This window comes from Pseudomonas sp. LAIL14HWK12:I10 (assembly GCF_900184205.1).
GTDB lineage: Bacteria > Pseudomonadota > Gammaproteobacteria > Pseudomonadales > Pseudomonadaceae > Aquipseudomonas > Aquipseudomonas kermanshahensis.
On record NZ_FXWU01000003.1, the window covers coordinates 167,065 to 186,970 of the forward strand.

Annotated in this window: 16 protein-coding genes; 3 read left to right on the forward strand and 13 right to left on the reverse strand. The window is 62.6% G+C overall.

Annotated features, from left to right (window positions below; all coding sequences use genetic code 11):
• Positions 1 to 42: 42 nt before the first annotated feature.
• Positions 43 to 507, forward strand: a complete 465-nt coding sequence (locus QOS90_RS07870; protein WP_050580787.1) for a MarR family winged helix-turn-helix transcriptional regulator — start codon at positions 43 to 45, stop codon at positions 505 to 507.
• Between the two features lie 18 nt (positions 508 to 525).
• On the opposite strand, the gene QOS90_RS07875 is transcribed toward QOS90_RS07870, so the two are convergent.
• The 12 genes from QOS90_RS07875 to QOS90_RS07930 all read right to left on the reverse strand — a co-directional run bounded on the left by QOS90_RS07875 (position 526) and on the right by QOS90_RS07930 (position 15,381).
• Complete coding sequence (locus QOS90_RS07875) at positions 526 to 792, reverse strand: DUF3077 domain-containing protein (RefSeq protein WP_027596372.1); 267 nt, start codon at positions 790 to 792, stop codon at positions 526 to 528.
• 221 nt (positions 793 to 1,013) lie between these two features.
• A complete protein-coding gene (locus QOS90_RS07880) occupies positions 1,014 to 1,259 on the reverse strand; it encodes a hypothetical protein (protein ID WP_027596371.1) in 246 nt (81 codons plus the stop codon).
• A gap of 601 nt (positions 1,260 to 1,860) precedes the next feature.
• On the reverse strand, positions 1,861 to 3,366 hold the full coding sequence (locus tag QOS90_RS07885; protein WP_081717554.1) for an RHS repeat domain-containing protein: 1,506 nt from the start codon (positions 3,364 to 3,366) through the stop codon (positions 1,861 to 1,863).
• A gap of 106 nt (positions 3,367 to 3,472) precedes the next feature.
• On the reverse strand, positions 3,473 to 4,519 hold the full coding sequence (locus QOS90_RS07890) for a hypothetical protein (RefSeq protein ID WP_143491089.1): 1,047 nt from the start codon (positions 4,517 to 4,519) through the stop codon (positions 3,473 to 3,475).
• Positions 4,520 to 4,826: 307 nt separating this feature from the next.
• Positions 4,827 to 6,575 (reverse strand): acyl-CoA dehydrogenase family protein, encoded by a 1,749-nt coding sequence (locus tag QOS90_RS07895; protein WP_027596368.1) that lies wholly within the window; start codon positions 6,573 to 6,575, stop codon positions 4,827 to 4,829.
• A gap of 13 nt (positions 6,576 to 6,588) precedes the next feature.
• Positions 6,589 to 7,836 carry a thiolase family protein gene (locus QOS90_RS07900; RefSeq protein ID WP_027596367.1) on the reverse strand — a complete coding sequence of 416 codons (1,248 nt, stop codon included), beginning with the start codon at positions 7,834 to 7,836 and terminating at the stop codon, positions 6,589 to 6,591.
• Entirely contained in the window at positions 7,833 to 9,692 is a 1,860-nt protein-coding gene (locus QOS90_RS07905; RefSeq protein ID WP_027596366.1) for a feruloyl-CoA synthase, read from the reverse strand. Before QOS90_RS07905 ends, QOS90_RS07900 begins: the two co-directional genes overlap by 4 nt.
• 80 nt (positions 9,693 to 9,772) lie before the next feature.
• A complete protein-coding gene (locus QOS90_RS07910) occupies positions 9,773 to 11,221 on the reverse strand; it encodes an aldehyde dehydrogenase (protein WP_027596365.1) in 1,449 nt (482 codons plus the stop codon).
• Positions 11,222 to 11,268: 47 nt separating this feature from the next.
• Positions 11,269 to 12,099 carry a p-hydroxycinnamoyl CoA hydratase/lyase gene (locus QOS90_RS07915; protein WP_027596364.1) on the reverse strand — a complete coding sequence of 277 codons (831 nt, stop codon included), beginning with the start codon at positions 12,097 to 12,099 and terminating at the stop codon, positions 11,269 to 11,271.
• An 89-nt stretch (positions 12,100 to 12,188) separates the two neighbouring features.
• The gene (locus QOS90_RS07920; protein ID WP_033694340.1) at positions 12,189 to 12,728 is read right to left on the reverse strand and encodes a DUF3237 domain-containing protein; all 540 of its coding nucleotides are present in this window, start codon (positions 12,726 to 12,728) and stop codon (positions 12,189 to 12,191) included.
• A complete protein-coding gene (mhpT, locus tag QOS90_RS07925) occupies positions 12,725 to 13,957 on the reverse strand; it encodes a 3-(3-hydroxy-phenyl)propionate transporter MhpT (RefSeq protein WP_027596362.1) in 1,233 nt (410 codons plus the stop codon). The genes QOS90_RS07920 and mhpT overlap by 4 nt, the downstream gene beginning before the upstream one ends.
• 32 nt (positions 13,958 to 13,989) lie before the next feature.
• The gene (locus QOS90_RS07930; protein WP_027596361.1) at positions 13,990 to 15,381 is read right to left on the reverse strand and encodes an alginate export family protein; all 1,392 of its coding nucleotides are present in this window, start codon (positions 15,379 to 15,381) and stop codon (positions 13,990 to 13,992) included.
• Between the two features lie 283 nt (positions 15,382 to 15,664).
• On the opposite strand from QOS90_RS07930, the gene QOS90_RS07935 reads away from it, so the two are divergent.
• Both QOS90_RS07935 and QOS90_RS07940 read left to right on the forward strand, forming a co-directional pair.
• The gene (locus QOS90_RS07935; RefSeq protein ID WP_027596360.1) at positions 15,665 to 17,329 is read left to right on the forward strand and encodes an arylsulfatase; all 1,665 of its coding nucleotides are present in this window, start codon (positions 15,665 to 15,667) and stop codon (positions 17,327 to 17,329) included.
• The gene (locus QOS90_RS07940) at positions 17,326 to 18,363 is read left to right on the forward strand and encodes a formylglycine-generating enzyme family protein (protein ID WP_027596359.1); all 1,038 of its coding nucleotides are present in this window, start codon (positions 17,326 to 17,328) and stop codon (positions 18,361 to 18,363) included. The genes QOS90_RS07935 and QOS90_RS07940 overlap by 4 nt, the downstream gene beginning before the upstream one ends.
• Positions 18,364 to 18,365: 2 nt before the next feature.
• On the opposite strand, the gene pdxR is transcribed toward QOS90_RS07940, so the two are convergent.
• Positions 18,366 to 19,898, reverse strand: a complete 1,533-nt coding sequence (gene pdxR / locus QOS90_RS07945; RefSeq protein ID WP_027596358.1) for a MocR-like pyridoxine biosynthesis transcription factor PdxR — start codon at positions 19,896 to 19,898, stop codon at positions 18,366 to 18,368.
• Between the last annotated feature and the right edge of the window lie 8 nt (positions 19,899 to 19,906).

A 19,906-nucleotide genomic window follows, 5' to 3' on the forward strand; every position in this document is an offset into this window, starting at 1 on the left:
AATCATTTTTTTACCCTTACCGTCGCTGACACACGAGATCGCATGAACACATCCCCTGCACTGCAACCGGGCGCCGACAGCAGCGAGGCCACTGCGCCGACCGACCTGAATGATCTGGTTGGCTACGCCTTGCGCCGCGTGCAGATGAAGGTGTTTCAGCACCTTGTCGAGTGCCTGACGCCCTACGACCTGCGGCCTGCACAGTTTTCTGCGTTGGCCATCATCGCGCAAAACCCAGGCCCTACGCAGGCCGAGCTGGCCAAGGCGTTGAACATCGAGCCGCCCCAAGTGGTGCCGCTGCTCAACAAGCTTGAAGAAGCGGGCCTGGCCCTGCGCGTGCGCAGCAAGGCAGACAAGCGCTCTTATGGCCTGTACCTGAGCAAAGCGGGTGAGAAGCTGCTGAAAACGCTGTATGGGGTAGCTGAAGAGAGTGACCGTGCCGCTACGGCCAATCTGGATGATGACGAGCGGCGGCAGTTGCTTGCCCTGCTGCGCAAGGTCTACTAGGCCCTGTACGCCTGCGCCTTAACGCATCCCCAATTCGGCATCATCCATCAGCGCCTTGGCCAAGGCGCTTAAGTAATGTGAGGCCCAGATCAGCTGCGGGTTGTCGTCCATTACGCCGGCGATGGTCAGGTCTCGCACAACGCCCATCAGTTCTGAGGCTTGCTCACGGGCGTCTTGGCAAGGGATGCCGGGTTCGATGCAGAACAGCGGCTGGGTCTTTTTTTCGCCCTGGTAGAACTTGGTCTTGCCGACCGTGGTTGGGGCTTTTGCAATGTCCGTGGTCATTGTTCACTCTCTTCGAAGTTTTACAGCCGGGCCTCTTCGCAGTGCAAGCCCACTCCCCCGCCGGTCCAGCGCGTTTCAGTGTAGGAGCAGCCTTGTGCTGCGAAGAGGCCGGTGGCAGCCCTGAAGATTCCCGGTTTGGTCACCGGCCTCTTCGCAGCACAAGGCTGCTCCTACACTGGAATGCGTAAGCCGCGAGGATCAAACAACGCGTTAGCTGTGGCTTAGTGCTGAGTCCGTGGCTGATGCGCCGGCATCTGCACCTGGATCAACGCCGACTCCAGCAGCACACGCAGTGCCTCCAGCTCATGCATCGTCGCCATCATCAAGATCGACACGGGTGATTTGGGCTGTAGGAGAATGGCCTGATTTGCCACGGACTGTGCGCACAAGGCGTAGTCCGCTGCCTGGATGAGGGTGTCTTCTAGGGAATGGTGGTTGTGGGGTGGATCGGGGACTATTTTTAGCATCACTTAATCCTTTCATGGTGCAGCCACCTGCCTGCTGTCAAACAGAAGGGTGGCAGCTGTACGTGGGTTGACAGACCGGCGGATTAAGCAAAGTTCCGGCGCACGCAAGCGTGCCCGCACGTACAGCCGCCATTGAAGCGAGCTATATGCTTAATACCGTCGCGGCCTGTCAAAGCCGATCGCTGTTTTCAGCGACACGCCGAGACTAGAGCGCTGCCTGAACAGCCGCAACGGAAAAAAGGCGGCAGGAGTATGTTTGGGAAATGCCCTACAAGGAAGGGGTTAAATCTGATTTTCTCTCTCCGAAGTTTCACAGCTGAGCCTCTTCGCAGCGGTCACGCACGGTCTGGGTAGGAGCAGCCTTGTGCTGCGAAGAGGCCGGTGGCAGCCCTGAAGATTCCCGGTTTGGTCACGGGCCTCTTCGCAGCACAAGGCTGCTCCTACACTGATATGCGTAAGCGTTGAGGACCAAATGACTTTGTGGGAGCGGGTTAACCCGCGAAGAGGCCAGACCTGGCAACGCAGTAGCTGTGCTTTAGTGCTGGGGGCGCAGCCTCCTGTACCGCGCTGTCGCTTGATCACTTGGAGTGGATGTTCAACTTTAGCTCGTCGGCACCTGCTTCGGCTCATTCACCGGGTCGCCGTTGCAGTACACGTACGGCGAGCCATTTTGAGTAGCAAGCAGACCTGCACCCGCAGGCACCTGATAGCGGTGCAGCTGCCCATCGTACAAACGATCACCATTGCCCAAGTGGTACAAGCTCAAAGGGTTAAGCGGTTCGCCTTTAAAACCCAGCCAGGTAGTGGATGCTAAGTCGCGAACACGAAACCCATAGGGCAGGTAGCTGTAATAGTCCGGGGCGGTAGATTGGCCGTGCTTAAGGCTGGCGAACACGGTGCCCGCAGCATCGCGCAGTTCGAACGTGCAGGTCGTTGAGTCCCACACGTCTTCAGTGGCCTCTGTGATTTGCTGCAAAAAGCACGAGGGGCTTTTATTGAGCAGCACCATCCGCCGTTTCGCTGCCTTGCCGGTAAAGTGATCGCCCAGTTGTTGAACGGCATAGATCGACCCTTCCCGGTAGTGATACACCTCACGCTGCTCACCTAGCACCACTTCCCTGATCCGCCCCTGAATGTCATAGGCAAACTGGTAATCCGCGCCCTCCCCCCCTGCCTGGCTGCTGTATGACTTGATCTGTCCATTCGCGTGATAACCGAGCTTGCGCTTGCTGCGTTTCAAGGTGCGGCCGCGTTGATCGTTGACTTGCGGGTCGCCGTTCGATGAGATCAGTGCACCTGGGCGGTCTGGGTCATAGCCGTAAGTAGAAACACCTGGCCCCTTGCTCGACTTGTGGCTGCGCGACACAACGTTGCCATCGGTGTCGTACGTAAATATCTGCTCGGTATAGGCTTTGTTGCTGCTGCTGACAGGCGCATTCTCGCCCGTGCAGTACCATTTATGCAGACGCTCATCGCTGTCGTACGTGTAATGGTCGCTGCGGTACTCCTTGTGATCGACCTTTAGCACAGACTGCTTCAGCCGCCCATCACTAAGCAACGTTCGCTCAAGGCTCAGCGTAGGAAAGCCGTCGCCACTGAAGGTGCGCGTAGTTTCATTGCCTGACGGGTCATAGGCGTAACTCACCGTGATCAAGGCGCCGCTGCAGACATCCTTGATGGTTTCCTGAGTGAGTTGGCCTTCGTCGTTGTAGGTGCTGGTTGTCTGGCATGCCGAACTGGCTGAACTGACAACGCGGTGGTTGGTGTCGTAGGTGAACGTTGTGGTAGTACCCGTAATGTCGTCGAAGCTGAGCAACTGGCCGGCCGCCGAGTAGATGTGCAGGGAGGTGGCCGTTTGCTTCGTACCCTTGAAGGTGGGCGCGCAGGCTTCACTGAATTGGCGCTTGGCAAGGTCCAGCGTGCCACTGTAGCCAGCAGCAAGGTAATCTGGCATGTCCTTAGGCTCAGCGTCTTGAAACAGCGTGGCGAGCGGCCCATCGCTGCCAAGGGCGAGTGATTGTTGGCTCGCAAACTCCAAGCGCACGTTACCTACTGCACTATTAAAAAGAACGACGCGCAGGTTATTTTCTGCAGATTGATTGTCCATATTGAGCTATCACCTTTGGCACAAGAAGGATTTCGCCACCTTAGAAACAGTCACCACCTAAACTTTTTACGAACAGCTCCACTGCGTTCACAGCGTCAGCACACCGTCAACCCGCTGCCGCACTCAGCACCTCGCTGCAGCGCTGATCATCTACTTGATCTTCCGAATAGTAAGAAAAGGAATTATACGCCGTTAAACCTTCAGCCCTAGGCGCGATGCTTTTGACTGCCGCCCTCAACGTGCCATGTTCAAAGGCCATGTTCTTAAGCGCTGGGTACACTTCAGCCAACAGTGGGTTAACCTTTTCGATCCTGTCCTCGAAGGGCTCGAGATTCACCTGAAGTATCATCCTACGCAGAATAGGAACTTTACGCCCCGTCACGCGGTTGAATCGGCACTGATTAAATTGTGCAATGGGCAGCCCAATTGCCCTATCCTTCACATTATAGAAAAAAGCTTCAACGGGAAGCGCTGCGGCTGTTTCAGCCGTCCACGAGGTCACCTTGAAGTCATTAGGCACGGTGGTCTTTTCGGACGCCCGCTCAACGACCGCCAGTGCCGTCATAAACGCCTCCGTTACATTTGGCCCCTTAAGGGAAAACGCGCACCGCGTGTCGTAGGCCTTATCTTCAATGGGTGAATGGGCCTCAAACCAGGCCTTGGCATCTTTAACAATGTCACTCGACACCACACATGGCGCACTGCTGTCCTTCTTGTCCTCATATGCTCCACAACCCTTGTCTGAGCGTTTGTCCGAGGCACCATCAACGGGATAGACGCAGGTTGGCTGCAACTTCAATTGACCCGGTTGTTCTTGACCTGGCGGTGACACAATATAACCATTGGTGTATCCATACGCTAACCGCTCAAAGGATATACCGATGCGCACGTAACTAAACGAGGTATCGTGCGTTGCTCCCTTTCGGGCGGGATCCCACGCGTTAAAATGCTTTCCACGCGGATCGCCCACACCTCTTATCAATAAACCGGAGCATTCGTAAGCCGGGCGATTATTCGGACAGGACTCTACATAAGCTTGATAGCGCAATGTAACTTTTTTCTCTATTTCCTTACCGTATCTATTGAGCTCAGGCCATGCCTGTACAGGCCCGATCATCGCCAGCATTATCAACCCTACACAATGTACACGCATCTATTAACCTCCATTTTTCAAGAGATAATGCACTCCACTGTGCGCTTTGCACGCCCTTGAATGACACACTGGATAGTGATGAGCGTCTACTGGTAAAAATGATAGGTTGACGCGAATCGACTATGAGCTGGGCTCCGTATAAAGGTCCGAGAAACCGCTCACCCTGCCTCACCCTCCGGTCTTGCGCGGTCTGGGTAGGAGCAGCCTTGTGCTGCGAAGAGGCCGGTAGCAGCCCTGAAGATTCCCGGTTTGCTCACGGACCTCTTCGCAGCACAAGGCTGCTCCTACACCGAAATGCGTATGCCTCTTACAGGTCATCCACAAACGGCAGCGGTAGTGCGGCCATTTGCAGGCACTGCAACCGGTACTCAAAACGCAACCACAGGTGGTCAAAGAAGTACGCCGCCGTTTGGCGTTTGCGCCGGTAGAACGGTTGCTCCACTTGCAGTAACGCCAAGCGTGCCGCTCGGGCCCAGGCATGGCCGAGCAACACCATCGCTAACGCTTGCAGGAAGTCACCCGCTGCCCGGTAGGCATATTCCCTATCATCATGCCGCACAAGCCCACGCACCCAAGCGCGTAATCCTTCACTGGCTACGTGCAACTGCTGCGCCCAACGCCTGCCTTCGGCGTCACTCGCCAAGACCGCATCTCCCAGCACGTGGTCGAGCAGCGCTTCCAGCGCCTCGCCACGGTCGCCCAACACCTTGCGCACGAGCAGGTCGTTGGCCTGGATCTCATTGGTGCCCTCGTAAATCATGGCCACGCGGCTGTCGCGCACGGTCTGCTCAATGCCCGATTCGGTGACGTAGCCGTAGCCGCCAAACACCTGCAACGCGTCACTGGCCAGCTGGAACCCTTGCTCGGTGAAAAAGGCTTTGACCACGGGCGTGAGCAAGCCGATGCGGGCCTCCAGGGTGTGACGGGCCGCCCCTTGCGACTGCTCGGCAAGGTCGAGCAGATGGGCACTCCAATAGCCGATGGCGCGCATGCCTTCGGTCAGCGCCCGAAACTGCCACAACACCTGACGCACGGCCGGCTGGAAGGCCACCGGGTCCGCTGCGGCAGCTTGAGCACCTTCAGGGCGCACCACCGCACGCATTTGCACACGCGCCTGTGCATAGGCCATGGCACGCTGCCCGGCGCTTTCGGCGTGGGCCAGGCCCTGCAGCCCGACGTAAGTACGGGCACTGTTCATCATCACGAACAACGCAGCCAAGCCGCAATGGGGCTCGCCGATGAGCCAGCCTTGAGCCTGGTCAAAGCTGAGGCTGCAAGTGGCGCTGGCGTGAATGCCCATCTTGTGTTCGATGCCGGTGCAATGAACGCCGTTGGGCTGGCCGTGCTCAGTCAACTTGGGGACCAGGAACAACGACAGCCCGCGGCTGCCCGCAGGCGCATCGGGCAGCCGGGCCAGCACCAGGTGCACGATATTGTCAGTGAGGTCGTGCTCGCCCCCCGAAATGAACACTTTGTTGCCCGTCAGCCGATAAGCCCCCGCTTCATCCAACCGCGCCTGCGTGCGTAGCAGCCCCACATCGCTGCCGGCCTGGGGTTCGGTCAGGCACATGGTGGGCAGGCATTCACCGCTGACGATCTTGCCCAGCCAGGCCTGGCGCAGCTCGGCAGAGCCAAACGTGCGCAGGCACTCGTAGGCGCCATGGGCGATGCCGCTGTACATGGCCCAGCCATGGTTACAGGCGTAGATCACTTCGTGCAGCGCCGCGCCGAGCAGCAGCGGCAGGCCCTGGCCGCCGTGCTCCACTGCGCAGGTCAACCCTGGCCAGCCACCTTCCACGTAATGCTGGTAGGCCTGGCGGAAATCTTTCGGGGTGGTCACTTTGCCGGCGTGGAAGCTACAGCCTTCGCGGTCGCCACTCATGTTCAACGGCAGCAACTGGTGTTCTGCAAAGCGCGCGCCCTCCTCCAGCAGTTGGTGAGCCAGCGCGCTGTCAACGCCGGCAAACCGCTCGGATTCTTCCCAGGCCGCTGGCGCTTGCAGCCAGTGATCGATCACGAAACGGATGTCTTGCAGCGGAGCGCGATAGGTAGACACGTGAACCTCCTTTTCAGGTCTTGGCCAGTGGGTTTTCCAACAGCAAGGCCATGCCCTGGCCACCGCCGACGCAGGCCGATACCACGCCATAGCGCTGGCCACTGGCGCGCAATTGCCGCGCAACGCTGATCACCAGGCGCAGGCCGGTTGCGGCCAGCGGGTGGCCAAGGGCGATAGCGCCGCCACAGGCATTCAGCCGTTCCGGCGCGATGCCCAACGATTGCTGCACCGCTACAATCTGCGCGCCCTGGGCTTCGTTGATTTCAAAGCAGGCGATGGCGTCCAGCGCCAGGCCTGCCCGCTCCAGCAGCAAGCGGATGGCCGGCACCGGGCCCAGCCCCATCAGCTCAGGCGCCACGCCCACCACACTGCTGGCCCGCAACCAGGCCATCGGCATGCGCCCAGCCAGCTGGTCTGCCGAACACATCAGCACCGCCGCTGCGCCATCCACCACCGCACAGCTATTGCCCGCGGTTTGCACCCCCTGCGGGTAAATCGGGGGCAGTTGCTGCAAACGCTCGAACGCAGTCGCGCGCGGGTGGCTGTCTTCGGAGACGGCTTCAACGCCACGCGGCAGGCGAATGCCGCGTGGCAACAAACCCGGTGCTTCAAACACTTCATTGCCAACACTGACGCACTCGTCGGCAAACCACCCTCGCGCCCGCGCAGCCATGGCCCGCGCGAAGCTCTGGGCCGCCCAGGCGTCTACTGCCGCCCGGGGGATGTGACAGTGCCGGGCGATGTTCTCGGCGGTCTGGATCATGCTGATGCCAACAGCGGGGTCGAACAGGGCTTCCCAGAGAAAGTCCTTGAAGCCGACTTCGCCGCCCAAGCGAAAACCGCCACGGAGGGTGTAGGCCACGATCGGATTGCGTGACATCGACTCGGCCGCCACACACAGTACGGTGCCCGCCTCCCCCGCCTGGATTTGCTCACCCGCCTGGCGCAGCAGTTCAAAACCGGTCGCGCAGATGCGTTGCACCATCAGCGCCGGCACCGCCTGGTCGACGCCACAGTACAGCCCGATATGCCGGGGTAGCATGTAGGCGTCGAAGTCAGCCTGGGCCATGGAGCCGGCCAGTACGCTGTCGACGTCGCGCCCCTCCAGCCCGGCGCGCTGCAACACTGCGCGGCCGGCCTTGATGCCCAGGTCGGTCGGCGAGACCAACCCGAATGCGCCATTGAGATCGGCCCACGGCGTGCGGATACCATCGAGCAACGCGGTCGCCGCAAACGCGCGGAATTGCCCCCGGGCCGTCATGGCGCGTCTACACGTAACGGCCCCGGCCCGGCGTACAGGCTGTCGATCAGGCCCTGGCGCAGTTGCAGGACCGCACGCTGGTTGATCGAGCCTTTGTCGGTGATCTCGCCGCGGTCGATGGACGGCGCTTCGTCGGCCAGGCCCGCGAACTGGATGAAGCTGGCGTTACCCGTGGCGCCTCGGTTGAGGCTGGCCAGCAGACTCGACAGCCAGTCCCGCACGGCAGGCGATGCCAGCACCTGGGCATCACTGGCCTGGTCGCCAAGCCCGGCCAACTGCCGGCACTCCGGCAACCGCGGGAAGATCAGCAAGCCCAGGCATTCGCGGTCAGGGCCCAGTACCACGACGTCCAGCACATATGGGGCACCCTGCAGGATCACCTGGGTGCGCATGGGCCCGACGCTGACGAACACCCCGGAGGACAACTTGAAGTCCTCGGCAATACGCCCGTCGAACATCAGCCCAAGCTGCGGGTTGTCGGGGTCGCACAGGCGCACGGCATCACCGCTGCGGTAGAACCCTTCGTCGTCGAACGCCGCTTCGGTTTGCTGGGATGAGCGCCAGTACCCCGGCATCACATGCGGCCCGCGAAACCTCGCTTCGAGTTTGCCGTCCACCGGCACCAGCTTGACCTCGCAGCCCGGGGCCGGCAGGCCAATGTAGCCGGCGACCGACAGCGGCCCCGTGGTGAACGTACACGACGGCGAGGTCTCGGTCATGCCCAGCCCCGCCATCATGCGGATGCGTTCGCCGCAGTGGGCCACGGCCACCGCGTCAAGCCGGTCCCAAATGGCCTGTGACAACCCGGCGCCGGCAAAAAAGAACAGCTTCATGCGTTGGAAAAAGCGTTCGCACAGGCTGCTGTCCTGCTCCAGCGCCTTGACCAGTTCTTCCCAGCCCTTGGGCACGGTCAGGTACGCCGTGGGGGAAATGTCCTTGAGGTTGTGCAGCGTCTGGGCAAAGCCTTGCGGCGTCGGCTTGCCATCGTCGATATACAGCGTGCCGCCGTTGTACAGCACGATGCCGACATTGTGGCTGCCGCCAAAGGTGTGGTTCCACGGCAGCCAGTCGACCAGCACCGGTGGCACTTCGGCGAATTCCGGAAAGGTCTGCAACAGCATCTGCTGGTTGGCGCAGAGCATGCCCTGGGTGGTGACTACAGCCTTGGGCAGCTTGGTGGAGCCGGACGTGAACAGGAACTTGGCCAGGTTTTGTGGGCGCAACGCGGCAAACGCTTGGTCGGCGCAAGGGTGTGCGGCAGTGGCCAACACCTCGGCGAACGGCGTGCTCGCCCGGCCTGGCAGTTCGCCCTCGCCCAGCACCAGTGTCACCGAGGGCTCGAACACCGCATCGATGGCTCTGCCATAGGCTGCGTCGGCCGCGAACACCAGGCCCGGTTGCAGGGTCTGGACGATATGGCGCAGCTTGCCAAAATCCTGGGACAGCAGTGAATAGGCCGGCGATACCGGGCAATATGGGATGCCGGCATACAGCGCGGCCGAGGCCAGTTGCACATGCTCAAGGTCGTTGCCCGAGAGGATCACCAGCGGGCGTTCGGCGCTCAGGCCTTGATCCAGCAACCAGGTGCCGATGCATCGAACACGCTGCAACATGGCAGCGTAAGTAATGTGCTGCCACTCGCCATCGGCACCACGGCGGGCGACGAACGTTTGCTCGCCGCGCTGTTCGGCCCAATGCAGCAAGCGCTCCATCAGCCGTGCCGGGTAAGCAGCAAGGGGTTCCACAGGGTCCAGGTAGAGGATGTCGCCTTGTTGGCGCACCTGTACCTGAGGCTGCCCGATCTTGACGGCGCGCAAGGGCGCACGCTGGGCAACGGAGAGGGTTTCGCAGACCATGAAGGCTACCTCTGCCTTAGTGCGCCCGAGGGCCGAGAGGCCCCCAGATGCATTCGCTATTGTTGTTGTGAGTGCGTGGGTTAGATCGGGTAGTGCCGGGCGCCCTGCTGCACGGTGACCCAGCGCAGCTGGGTAAAGGCGTCGATGGCCGCCGTGCTGCCGAAGCTGCCGTAGCCACTGGCCTTGACCCCGCCAAAAGGCATCTGCGCCTCGTCATGCACGGTCGGGCCATTGATATGGCAGATGCCCGACTCCAGGCGCTGGGCAAGGGCCAGGGCGCGCTGGGTGTCACGGCTGAAAATCGCCGCGCTCAGGCCAAACTCAGAGTCGTTGGCCAGGGCCAGCAGCGCTTCGTCACCGCTGGCGCGTAGCACCACCGCGACGGGGCCGAACGACTCTTCGCGGTACAGCTTCATGTCGGCGTTGACCTGATCGAGCAGCACCGGCTGCATAACGCTGCCCGTGCGCTCACCGCCCGCCACCAGGGTCGCGCCCTTGCTGACGGCGTCATCAACCAGCGCCTGTATGCGCTCACCGGCCCCGGCATCGATCAATGAACCCAGCGGCGCATCGGTTTGTGCAGGGTCCGCTGCGCGCAAGCTGCGGACTTTTTCACCGAGCTTGGCGACAAACGCATCGGCCACGGCCTGGTCGACGATCAGCCGCTCGGTGGACATGCAGATCTGGCCCTGGTTGAAGTAGGCGCCAAACGCTGCGGCATCCACCGCGGCATCCAGGTCGGCATCGGCCAGCACCAGGAACGGCGCCTTGCCGCCCAGTTCGAGCACTGCAGGCTTCAAGTGACGCGCCGCCAATTGCCCAACGATGCGCCCTACATGGGTAGACCCGGTGAAGTTCACCCGGCGCACCGCCGGGTGCGCGATCAGCCGCTCGACCACCGCCGGCGCATCGTGCGGGGCGTTGCTGATCACGTTGACCACGCCATCCCCCAAACCGGCCGCCTGCAACACCTGGCCGATCAGGCCATGTACCGCTGGGCTGGCTTCGGAGGCCTTGAGGACTACGGTGTTACCGCACGCCAAGGGCATGGCGATGGCGCGTGTGGCCAGAATCACCGGTGCATTCCACGGCGCGATGCCCAGCACCACGCCGCAAGGTTGACGCAGGGCCATGGCAAAGCTGCCGGGCACGTCGGAGGGGATGACGCTGCCCTGGATCTGGGTGGTCATCGACGCCGCTTCACGCAGGATGTTGGCCGCCAGCATCACGTTGAAGCCGTACCAGTTGTCCTTGGCCCCTGTTTCCCCGGCCATGGCCAGAAATTCGTCGCGCCGTGCGTCCAGCGCATCGGCCGCCTTCAGCAAGCGCGCGCGACGCTCGCCTGGCCCCAGCGCAGCCCACGCGGGGAACGCCGCCTGGGCTGCTTCGACCGCCGCATCAGCGTCGGCCAGGGTGGCCGCAGCCACCACCGACACCACCTCGCCGCTGACCGGATGGCGACGCTCGAACGTGCCGCCGTCGCTGGCCGCACGGGCCTTACCGCCAATTAACAATGGCACCTCGAACATCGGGCATTCCTCTTTTCTGATTATTCGGGAATGAACGCCAAGATCACTCAGCGCTTGTAGGCTTGCAGGCCAGGCTTGATGCTCTTGTCGTCAAGGAACTGCTTCAAGCCCTGCGCACGCCCGTGCTCCGGGTCACGCAGTTGCGCCTGGTCGAGCTTGGCGTACAGGTAGTCTTCGTTCTGCTCCCAGGTCAACTCGCGGCAGCGCTTGAAGCCGTTTTTGGCGGCGCGCAGTACCACCGGGTTCTTGTCCAGCAGGTCCTGGGCCAGCAGTACCACTTCATCGCGCAGTTGCGCCAACGGCACGCTTTTGTTGACCAGGCCCATTTGCGCGGCTTTCTGCCCGTCGAAGGTCTTGCCGGTCATGATGTAGTACAGCGATTCACGGTGGCCCACGGTGTCGGCCATGGCTTTGCTGACCAGGTTGCCCGGTGGGATGCCCCAGTTGATTTCAGACAGGCCGAAGGTGGCTTCATCGGCGCAGATGGCCAAGTCGCAGGCGACCAGCGGGCTGAAGCCGCCGCCGAAGCACCAGCCGTTGACCATGGCGATGGTTGGCTTGCTGTAGAAGCGCAGCAGCTTCCACTGCCATTCGGAGGCATCGCGGCGGATGCGCTCTTGAAGAATCTCCGGGCCGGCGTCCACCTCGCGGAAGTACTCCTTGAGGTCCATGCCGGCGGTCCAGGCGCTACCTTCGCCGGTCAATACCAGCACACGGGCGTCGGCGTCCTGCTCGATGGTTTCCAGCACATCGCGCATTTCACGGTTGAGCGTAGGGCTCATGGCATTGCGCTTTTCAGGACGGTTGAAGCTGACCCAGGCGATGCCTTGCTCGACGGTGACTTTCACGGTCTGCCAGCGGTTGTCGTATTGGCCCATCACACACCTCTTGTACTGATTGTTCGTTGTGGTTGGCCGAACATTAGCCCGGCCATTTAGTTAAGTCAATTAACCATTAACAAAATTATCTATTTAACTTCGAAGGCGTCGTAGACGACGGCATTGCCCAGGCGCATGGCACTGCCGACGCCCACCGTGCGGTTGAGCCAGGCGTACTGAGGGGCCGAGGTTTCAAAGTGCATCGTGATGCGGAACTGGTACAGGCTGGGGTCGACATCCTCGCCGGCGGCGACTTTTTTCATCACCTCGGGCGGGCCGAAGCGATAGCCCTCGGTACGCAGGTAGATCAACGCGCCGTCGTCGGTCTGCAGCAGGTAACGGGTGTCGATGATGGCGACGCCCTCGGGGGTAACCACTTGCCAGTCCGCGCCATTGTTGAGGATGGTGCCCTTGAGCCGGGGGCCCTCGAAATGCCCACCCGTGATGGGGATGATTCGCCGTTTGCCCTGCCCGCTGGTGGCGCCCAATTCCCAGATCGGTGCCACCAGGTCAACGCTGAAGCGCGCCAGCGGCTCGAGCTTGAGCGGCGGCGGTTCATAGCTCGCGGCCTGGGCCAGTGCGGCGCAGCTGCTCAAGCACAGGGCGATAAGCCCTTTACGCAGGCTCATGGCGCTACCCCTTGCGAAGCCGCAGCCTCGGTGTGCGGTGCACGCCGCCCCAGCAGCGCCATCGCCGCCACAGCCGCTACCACCAGGCCCGGCGAGGCCGCCAGCAACAAGCCCCCTACCCCGGCGCCAGCGGCGAGAATCTGCCCTGCCGCCAAGGGCCCGGCCATCGACCCCAGCCGGCCCACGGCCACCGACGCGCCCACCCCCGTGGCGCGCACGTGTGTCGGGTACAGCGTGGGGGCCAGCGCGTACAGCACCAACTGGCCGCCGATGGCGCAATAGCCGGCGGTAAAACCGGCCAACAGGATCAAACCGAAGGTGGTGGACAGGCCCAGCCCCGCCAGGGAGGCGAGCATGCCGGCGTAGGCGATCAACACCGCACGCCCAGCGTGCCCACGGTCCATCATGCGCCCGGTCAGGAATGACCCCGCCGCGCCGCCCAGGTTGAACAGGATTTGCACCGCGCCGGCCTGCGGCCGCGAATAGCCCTGGCCGATCAGCAGCGAGGGCAGCCAGTTCAGCAGCATGTACAGCACGGTCAGGGTGAAAAAGCATGCCAGCCACAGCAACAGCGTGCGGCTCGCCCGGCCGGGGCCGAACAGTTGCGCTGCCAGCCCGTTCTGCGTGCCGCTGGCGGCGGCCTGGGCGCGAAACGCCTGGGACTCCGGCAGCCAGACCATCAGCACAAAGGCAATCGCAATGGGCGCAAAACCGCCCACGTAGAACACCGTGCGCCAGCCCTCGCCCAGGCCCGCCATGCCAATCACCGAAGCGATGGCGCCACCCAGCGGCACGCCGCAGTAAGTCAGGCTGACCGCCGTGCTGCGCAGGCGCTCATGGGCGGCCTCACTGGCCATGGCGATAAGGATCGGCAGCGCCGCGCCCAGCCCCAGCCCGGTCATCAGCCGCGCCACCAGCAGCGATGGGTAGTCCCAGGCATGCGCGGTGGCCAACGAGAACCCCCCGAACAGCAACACGGCCAGGATCAGGATGCGTTTACGCCCCATGCGGTCCGCCAGCCAGCCGCCGACGAAGGCGCCTGGCAACAGGCCGAGCAAGCCGGCACTGAACACCCAACCCAGCATGGCGGGGGTCAAGGCGAATTCCTTGGCCATGTGGGGCGCGGCAATGCCGGTGGCTTGCAGGTCGAGCCCTTCGAGCAGCGCGACGAGAAAACACAGGCCGATCGTCAGTACCGGCCGGTGCGATTGTGCGATTGAACCACTCATGTGCAGCCCTCTTGTTGTTATGCGAATAGGAGTCAGAGCCTGAAGGTCGCACGTACCGACACCAGCGAGGCGTCGTCGCCCCCGGCATCGCGGATGGCGGCGCCTATGTCGTAGTACTTCAGGTCCAGGTCGAGCGTCAGGTTAGGCGTCGCCAACCAGCGGGTGTTGACGCGGTAGATGGTGCCCACGTGTCGGCCGGTGTCGCGGGTGTTGGCGAGGATGCTCATGCCAGGCATGTATACGCCGTCGTGGGTGTTCTGTTTCCACACCTCGAAGATACCGGGTTCGAAACGCAGGGTGCGCCAGGGTGAAAAGCCAAAGGTCGGGCCGATGACGATGATGTTGCTCAAGGTGGTCAGGCTGGCCTCGCCGTACACGCCGTTGCGCGGGTACAACGGGTCGAAGGTACCGACTTTGCCATCGCCCAGGTCGCCGTCACCGCTGGCCGCATCCAGGCGCATGGCCAGGCGTGGGGCCCAGGGGTGGTTGAAGGTGTAGCCGGTGTCGCTGGACACCGCCCAGGCACGAATGGAGGCGTTGCCCAAATGCCCATTTTGGCCGGCCAAGTCCCAACTCCAGTCCAGGGCTTGGTAGCGGCCGAACAGGCGGGTGCCGAACGTGTAGCGCTGTTCATCACCGGTTTCACCCGCCAGGGCGCGGTCGTCGGTTTCCAGGCCGAAGGCGAACAGGTCAATGTTCCAGGCTTGGGTCAACGGCAGGGTGCCGTACAGGCCATAAAACTTGACCCCATTATTGCTGCCGTCATCCCAGCTGTCCTCGCCGGTCTTCACCGGCCGTACCGCAAAGGCATCGAGCTTACGCCCGTCCTTGAGGTTGAGGCTGGCGCGCAGGCCGTCGAAGGTCTGGCGGATGTTGGGGGAGTCGCGGTAGGTGACGAACACCTGGTTGCCGAACGCCATCTCCTGGCGGCCGACACGGGCCGTGTAACGCCCGCCGTCAATGTCATGGTTCAGGTCGATAAAGGCCTGGCGCACTTCGTTGCGGCTTTCGTCGTTCGGTGAGTACAGGTCCTTGCCGAACGCGCGGGTGTTCTCGACTTGCACAAAGGCACGCAGCGCATCGTCGAACAGGTGCAGGTCGGCGTGGGCTTGCAGGCGCTGCATCAGGTAGGAATCGTCTTTGATCCCGCGCAGGCCGAAGAAGGGTTTGTCCAGTGAATCGGCGCGGTAGCGCGCTTCCGCGCCCAGTTGCAGCCATGCGCTATCGGACAGGCGATGGTAACGCAGGCCATCGAAAGGATCGCGGGCTTTACCTGGGTCATCCAGAAAACGGTAATCCTCGACCCAGCGCGGCGCACCAGGCCGCCCTGGGCGGCTGTCTTCCAGGGGGCTCGCCGCTTGTGAAAGCTGGGCGATTGATAACAGCGCCAGGGACAGACATGCCCCCGTCAGCGGCTTCGTCATCAGAATATCCTTTCTTGTTGTTGTGAAAATGGATAACTCTGTTAACGATTATTTTGTTTAACGATGATGCCGTCAATAGCCGTCAGCGCTTATCGCATACAACGGGGCGCGATCACTGTTCGCTGATCGAACAGTTTTTAAACCCGCTATTTAGGCGGATTGCCTGGATGAACCCGGACAGAAGCGTTTCAGCCAGGGTCGTCGCCGGTCTTCATTCCTTGACAAGATAATTAAATAAAAAAATCATGTAGTGCATCCCACCCACAATAATAAAGAGAAACCCATGATCCCCTCCAAGCCCTTGCTCGCTTTCAGCTTGCTGCTGCTCGGCGCCAGCCAAGCGTTCGCCGCGCCAACCGTTAAACAACCCAACATTTTGCTCGTGGTCGCGGATGACCTGGGGTTCTCCGACCTGTCTGCGCTGGGCAGCGAGATCGCGACCCCGCACCTGGACAAGCTGCTGGCCGACGGACGCCTGATGCTCGACTTCCATGCCTCACCCAGCTGCTCGCCCACCCGCGCCATGCTGATGTCCGGCAACGACCCGCACCTGTCCGGGGTCGGTATGATGGCCGAGTCGCGTGGGCGCCTGCCGGCGGGCAGCGAGGTGCAACCGGGGTATGAAGGGGTGCTCGGCGCCAATGTGGCCACGCTCGCCGAGTTGTTGCGCGATGCCGGTTATCGCACCTACATTGCCGGCAAGTGGCACCTGGGCATGACGCCCGCGCAGCAGCCGCAAAACCGCGGCTTCGACCAGGCGTACGTGTTGCTGGAGGGCGGCGCGGCGCACTTCAAGCAAACCAACATGGGCCTGCTGCCCAACTACAGCTGGAGCTTCCGCCACAACGGCGAGCCGGTGGAACTGCCCAACGACTTCTACTCGACCCGCTGGTTCACTGACCGCCTGATCGACGTCATCGACCAGGGCAAGGCAAGCCAAAAGCCCTTCTTCGCGTTCGCCGCCTACACCGCACCGCACTGGCCGCTGCAAGCGCCCGACGCGTACCTGGCGCAGTACCGTGGCCGCTATGACCAAGGCTACGAACAGATCGCGCGCGAGCGGCTGCAGCGCCAGCGCAAGGCCGGGCTGGTGCCTGCGGACTTCCCGATGGAGCCACAACTCGAAGGTGTGCCCAGCTGGGCGTCGCTGACCCCGGAGCAACGGCAACAGTCAGCACGCACCATGGAGGTGTATGCCGCGATGGTGGCAGCACTGGACGCCGAGGTGGGCCGCCTGGTGGACCACCTGCGTGAAACCGGCGAGCTGGACAACACCCTGGTGTTGTTCATGTCTGACAATGGCCCGGAAAACGCCAACCGCGTCGACCCGGAATGGATCAAACGCAATTTCGATAACCGCCTGGACAACTACGGCCGGCCTGATTCGTTCCTGATGATCGGCTCGGCATGGGCCCAGGTCAGCGCCCTGCCCAGCCGCCGCTACAAGATGACCACCTACCAGGGTGGCATCCGCGTACCGGCCTTCGTCCACTACCCTGCCACGATAAAACCCGGGCGCAGCGAAGAACTGGCCAGCGTGCGCGACATCATGCCGACCTTGCTGCAACTGGCCGGTGCTTCACTGCCTGGCATCAAGTACCGCGACCGCGACATCGTGCCACCGCAAGGCACCTCGGCCCTGGCTTACCTTGAAGGCCGGGACACGCAGATCCACCCCCGCGACGAGGCCATGGGCTGGGAAATCAACGGGAACGCCTCACTGCGCAAAGGCAACCTCAAACTGCTGTTCGACACCACCGACGCTGCACCGGCGTGGCGCTTGTTCGATTTGAGCAAGGACCCAGGCGAGCACCATGACCTGGGCGCACAACAGCCCCAGCAGGTGGCCGAACTGCTGCGCGACTGGAAAAGCTACGCCCAGCGCAACAACATCGTTATCACGACCGAGGGCCGGCCTGTTTCCCCCGCGCTGGTCAGCAAACCATGACACCCCGGCTGCTCGGGGGCGCGGCACTCGCCCTCGGCGTGCTTGCCGCCGCCTATGCGGCATGGCCCGCAGCCCCTGCACCGGCGCTGCTGTGCAGCGGTTACAGCGGTGTGCCCGCGCCCCGCGAGGGGCCGTGGCGCGACGGCATGGTACGGCTGCCCGGTGGCACCTTCAGCTTCGGCTCAAGCCGCTTTTACAGTGAAGAAGGCCCACCGCACCCGGCCAAGGTTTCGGCCTTCTGGATCGACGTGCACCCGGTCACCAATGCCCAGTTCGACCGCTTCGTGCAGGCCACCGGCTACGTGACCCAGGCTGAACAGGGCATCGACGCGCAAGCGGCCCCTGACCTACCTGGCACGCTGCGGGTGCCAGGGGCGATGGTGTTCAAACAGGGTGCCGAGGTATTACGGCCGGGCTGGCAGTTCGTTGCCGGGGCGAGCTGGCGCCACCCCCTGGGGCCCGATAGCCATTGGCGTGAGCGGGCAAACCACCCGGTCGTGCAAGTGACCCTGCGCGATGCCCAGGCTTACGCCCAATGGGCCGGCCGCACACTGCCCACCGAGGCCCAGCTGGAATACGCCATGCGCGGTGGCCTGCAGGATGCGGATTTCAGTTGGGGCGCTACCGAGCAGCCCACAGGCAAACCCATGGCCAATACCTGGCAGGGCCAGTTCCCCTATCACAATCAAGCGCTCGATGGCTTCACGGGCACATCCCCGGTGGGCTGCTTCGTGGCCAATGGCTTTGGCGTGTTCGACGCGGGGGGCAATGTCTGGGAATTGACCCGCAGCGGCTACCGCCCTGGGCATGATCAGGCCCGCGATGCCGCACTCGACCCACTAGGCCCGGCGCTGGACGACAGCTACGACCCTGCCCAACCCGGCACACCAGTGGCGGTGATCAAAGGCGGGTCACACCTGTGCTCGGCGGACGCGTGCATGCGCTATCGGCCTTCCGCACGGCAACCGCAGACGGTGTACCTGGCGACGTCTCATGTCGGGTTTCGGACGGTACGGCAAGCAGAGGGCGAGTGAAGCTACCTGGGCCGATTCCGCGGCGACCTCTGCCCCTGAATCAAGGCCGGCACCAGCACACCTGCAGCCTGCGCCAGCCGCTGGGTGGCAAGGCGGATTTCATCCACATCCAACGAGGCAAACCCCAGCCGCAAGGCGTTCTCGCGGTGGCCAAACGGTGAAAACTGGCCGCCGCCACGCACCACCAGGTCCAGCTCCAGCGCGTTGGCCGCCAGCTGGTCGACGTCGAGGGTGTCGGCAAACTTCACCCAAAGCGCCAACCCGCCTTCCGGCTCCTGCACCGCTATCTGCTCGCCAAAGGCATCGCGCAGGCCACTCAACAGGGTTTCCCGTCGCCGTCGATACTCCGTGGACACCCGGCGCAGGTGCTTTTTCAGTTCGCCGTCATTGATCAGGTCGGCCAACATCCGTTGCATCACCGCATCGCCCTGCCCCAGGGTCAGCACCGCTGTGCGCTCAAGCACCTCGATCACATTCGGTGGCGCCACGATAAAGCTGCAACGGAAGGTACTACCCAACGACTTGGACAACGAGCCGATGTAGATCACATGGCGTTGCGAACGGTCGCTGGCCAGCGGCAGATAAGGGCGCCCGGCAAAATGGTACTCATGGTCGTAGTCTTCTTCGATCACGCAAAAATCATGCAGCCGCGCCAACTCCAGCAGTTGCTGCCGGCGTGCCGCATGCAGGCTGACCGTGGTAGGGAACTGGTGATGAGGGGTGAGGTACATCATGCGCACGTCGTGCAGCCGGCACAGCGCGTCGATCTGATCGACCCGGCAGCCTTCCTCGTCCAGGTCGACGGTGACCAGCCGCGCGCCCAGCTGGCGGAAAATCTCCCACGCCGGCGGGTAGCTCAGGCGCTCGACCAGCACCACGTCACCCGGCTTGAGCAAAGCGCTGGCCGTGAGGTACAGCGACATCTGCACACCTTGGGTCAGGCAAATATGCTCGGCCCCCACATTAAGGCTGCGGTTGTGGCGCAGCATGTCGGCCAATGCACTGCGCAGGTACTGGCTGCTGCTTTCGCAGCCATGGCGCACGGTGTTGGTGGTGAAACTGTTGCGCAAGGCCTTGCGGTAATAGCGGTGCAGTACAGCCTGGGGCAACAGGCGGTGGTCACAGGCGCCGTTATCGAAAAACAGCGCGCCAGGCCGATGTTGCAGCGCCGTCACCTGCTCGCTGTTGGTGAAGTAGGGAACGGCAGGCGCCTCGTGCAGCGCCAGGGCAAATGACGGCGGCGCGCTGTGGGCGGCCAGGGTGCCGGCAGCGAGCCGGGTGCTGACGAAGGTGCCCCGGCGTTGCACGCTCTCCAGCCAGCCTTTGGTAACCGCCTCTTCATAAGCGAGGATCACCGTCTTGCGGTTGACATCAAGCAGCTGCGCCATTTCCCGCGTGCCGGGCAACAGCGTGCCGGGGCGCAGGCGGCCCTCGACGATCGCGGTCACCAGGCCCTCGACGATCTTTCTGTACGAAGCCTGCGGCTGAGCCCCGTCGAGCTTGAGCAACGGCCGCCATTTGCGAAGCTGGACCATGTGAATTA

Bases quoted from the DNA above. Each gene is read 5' to 3' on its own strand.
- QOS90_RS07870 (WP_050580787.1), top strand. From the start codon at position 43: ATGAACACATCCCCTGCACTGCAACCGGGCGCCGACAGCAGCGAGGCC.
- QOS90_RS07875 (WP_027596372.1), bottom strand. From the start codon at position 792: ATGACCACGGACATTGCAAAAGCCCCAACCACGGTCGGCAAGACCAAG.
- QOS90_RS07880 (WP_027596371.1), bottom strand. From the start codon at position 1,259: ATGCTAAAAATAGTCCCCGATCCACCCCACAACCACCATTCCCTAGAA.
- QOS90_RS07885 (WP_081717554.1), bottom strand. From the start codon at position 3,366: ATGGACAATCAATCTGCAGAAAATAACCTGCGCGTCGTTCTTTTTAAT.
- QOS90_RS07890 (WP_143491089.1), bottom strand. From the start codon at position 4,519: ATGCGTGTACATTGTGTAGGGTTGATAATGCTGGCGATGATCGGGCCT.
- QOS90_RS07900 (WP_027596367.1), bottom strand. From the start codon at position 7,836: ATGACGGCCCGGGGGCAATTCCGCGCGTTTGCGGCGACCGCGTTGCTC.
- QOS90_RS07905 (WP_027596366.1), bottom strand. From the start codon at position 9,692: ATGGTCTGCGAAACCCTCTCCGTTGCCCAGCGTGCGCCCTTGCGCGCC.
- QOS90_RS07910 (WP_027596365.1), bottom strand. From the start codon at position 11,221: ATGTTCGAGGTGCCATTGTTAATTGGCGGTAAGGCCCGTGCGGCCAGC.
- QOS90_RS07915 (WP_027596364.1), bottom strand. From the start codon at position 12,099: ATGGGCCAATACGACAACCGCTGGCAGACCGTGAAAGTCACCGTCGAG.
- QOS90_RS07920 (WP_033694340.1), bottom strand. From the start codon at position 12,728: ATGAGCCTGCGTAAAGGGCTTATCGCCCTGTGCTTGAGCAGCTGCGCC.
- mhpT (WP_027596362.1), bottom strand. From the start codon at position 13,957: ATGAGTGGTTCAATCGCACAATCGCACCGGCCGGTACTGACGATCGGC.
- QOS90_RS07930 (WP_027596361.1), bottom strand. From the start codon at position 15,381: ATGACGAAGCCGCTGACGGGGGCATGTCTGTCCCTGGCGCTGTTATCA.
- QOS90_RS07935 (WP_027596360.1), top strand. From the start codon at position 15,665: ATGATCCCCTCCAAGCCCTTGCTCGCTTTCAGCTTGCTGCTGCTCGGC.
- QOS90_RS07940 (WP_027596359.1), top strand. From the start codon at position 17,326: ATGACACCCCGGCTGCTCGGGGGCGCGGCACTCGCCCTCGGCGTGCTT.
- pdxR (WP_027596358.1), bottom strand. From the start codon at position 19,898: ATGGTCCAGCTTCGCAAATGGCGGCCGTTGCTCAAGCTCGACGGGGCT.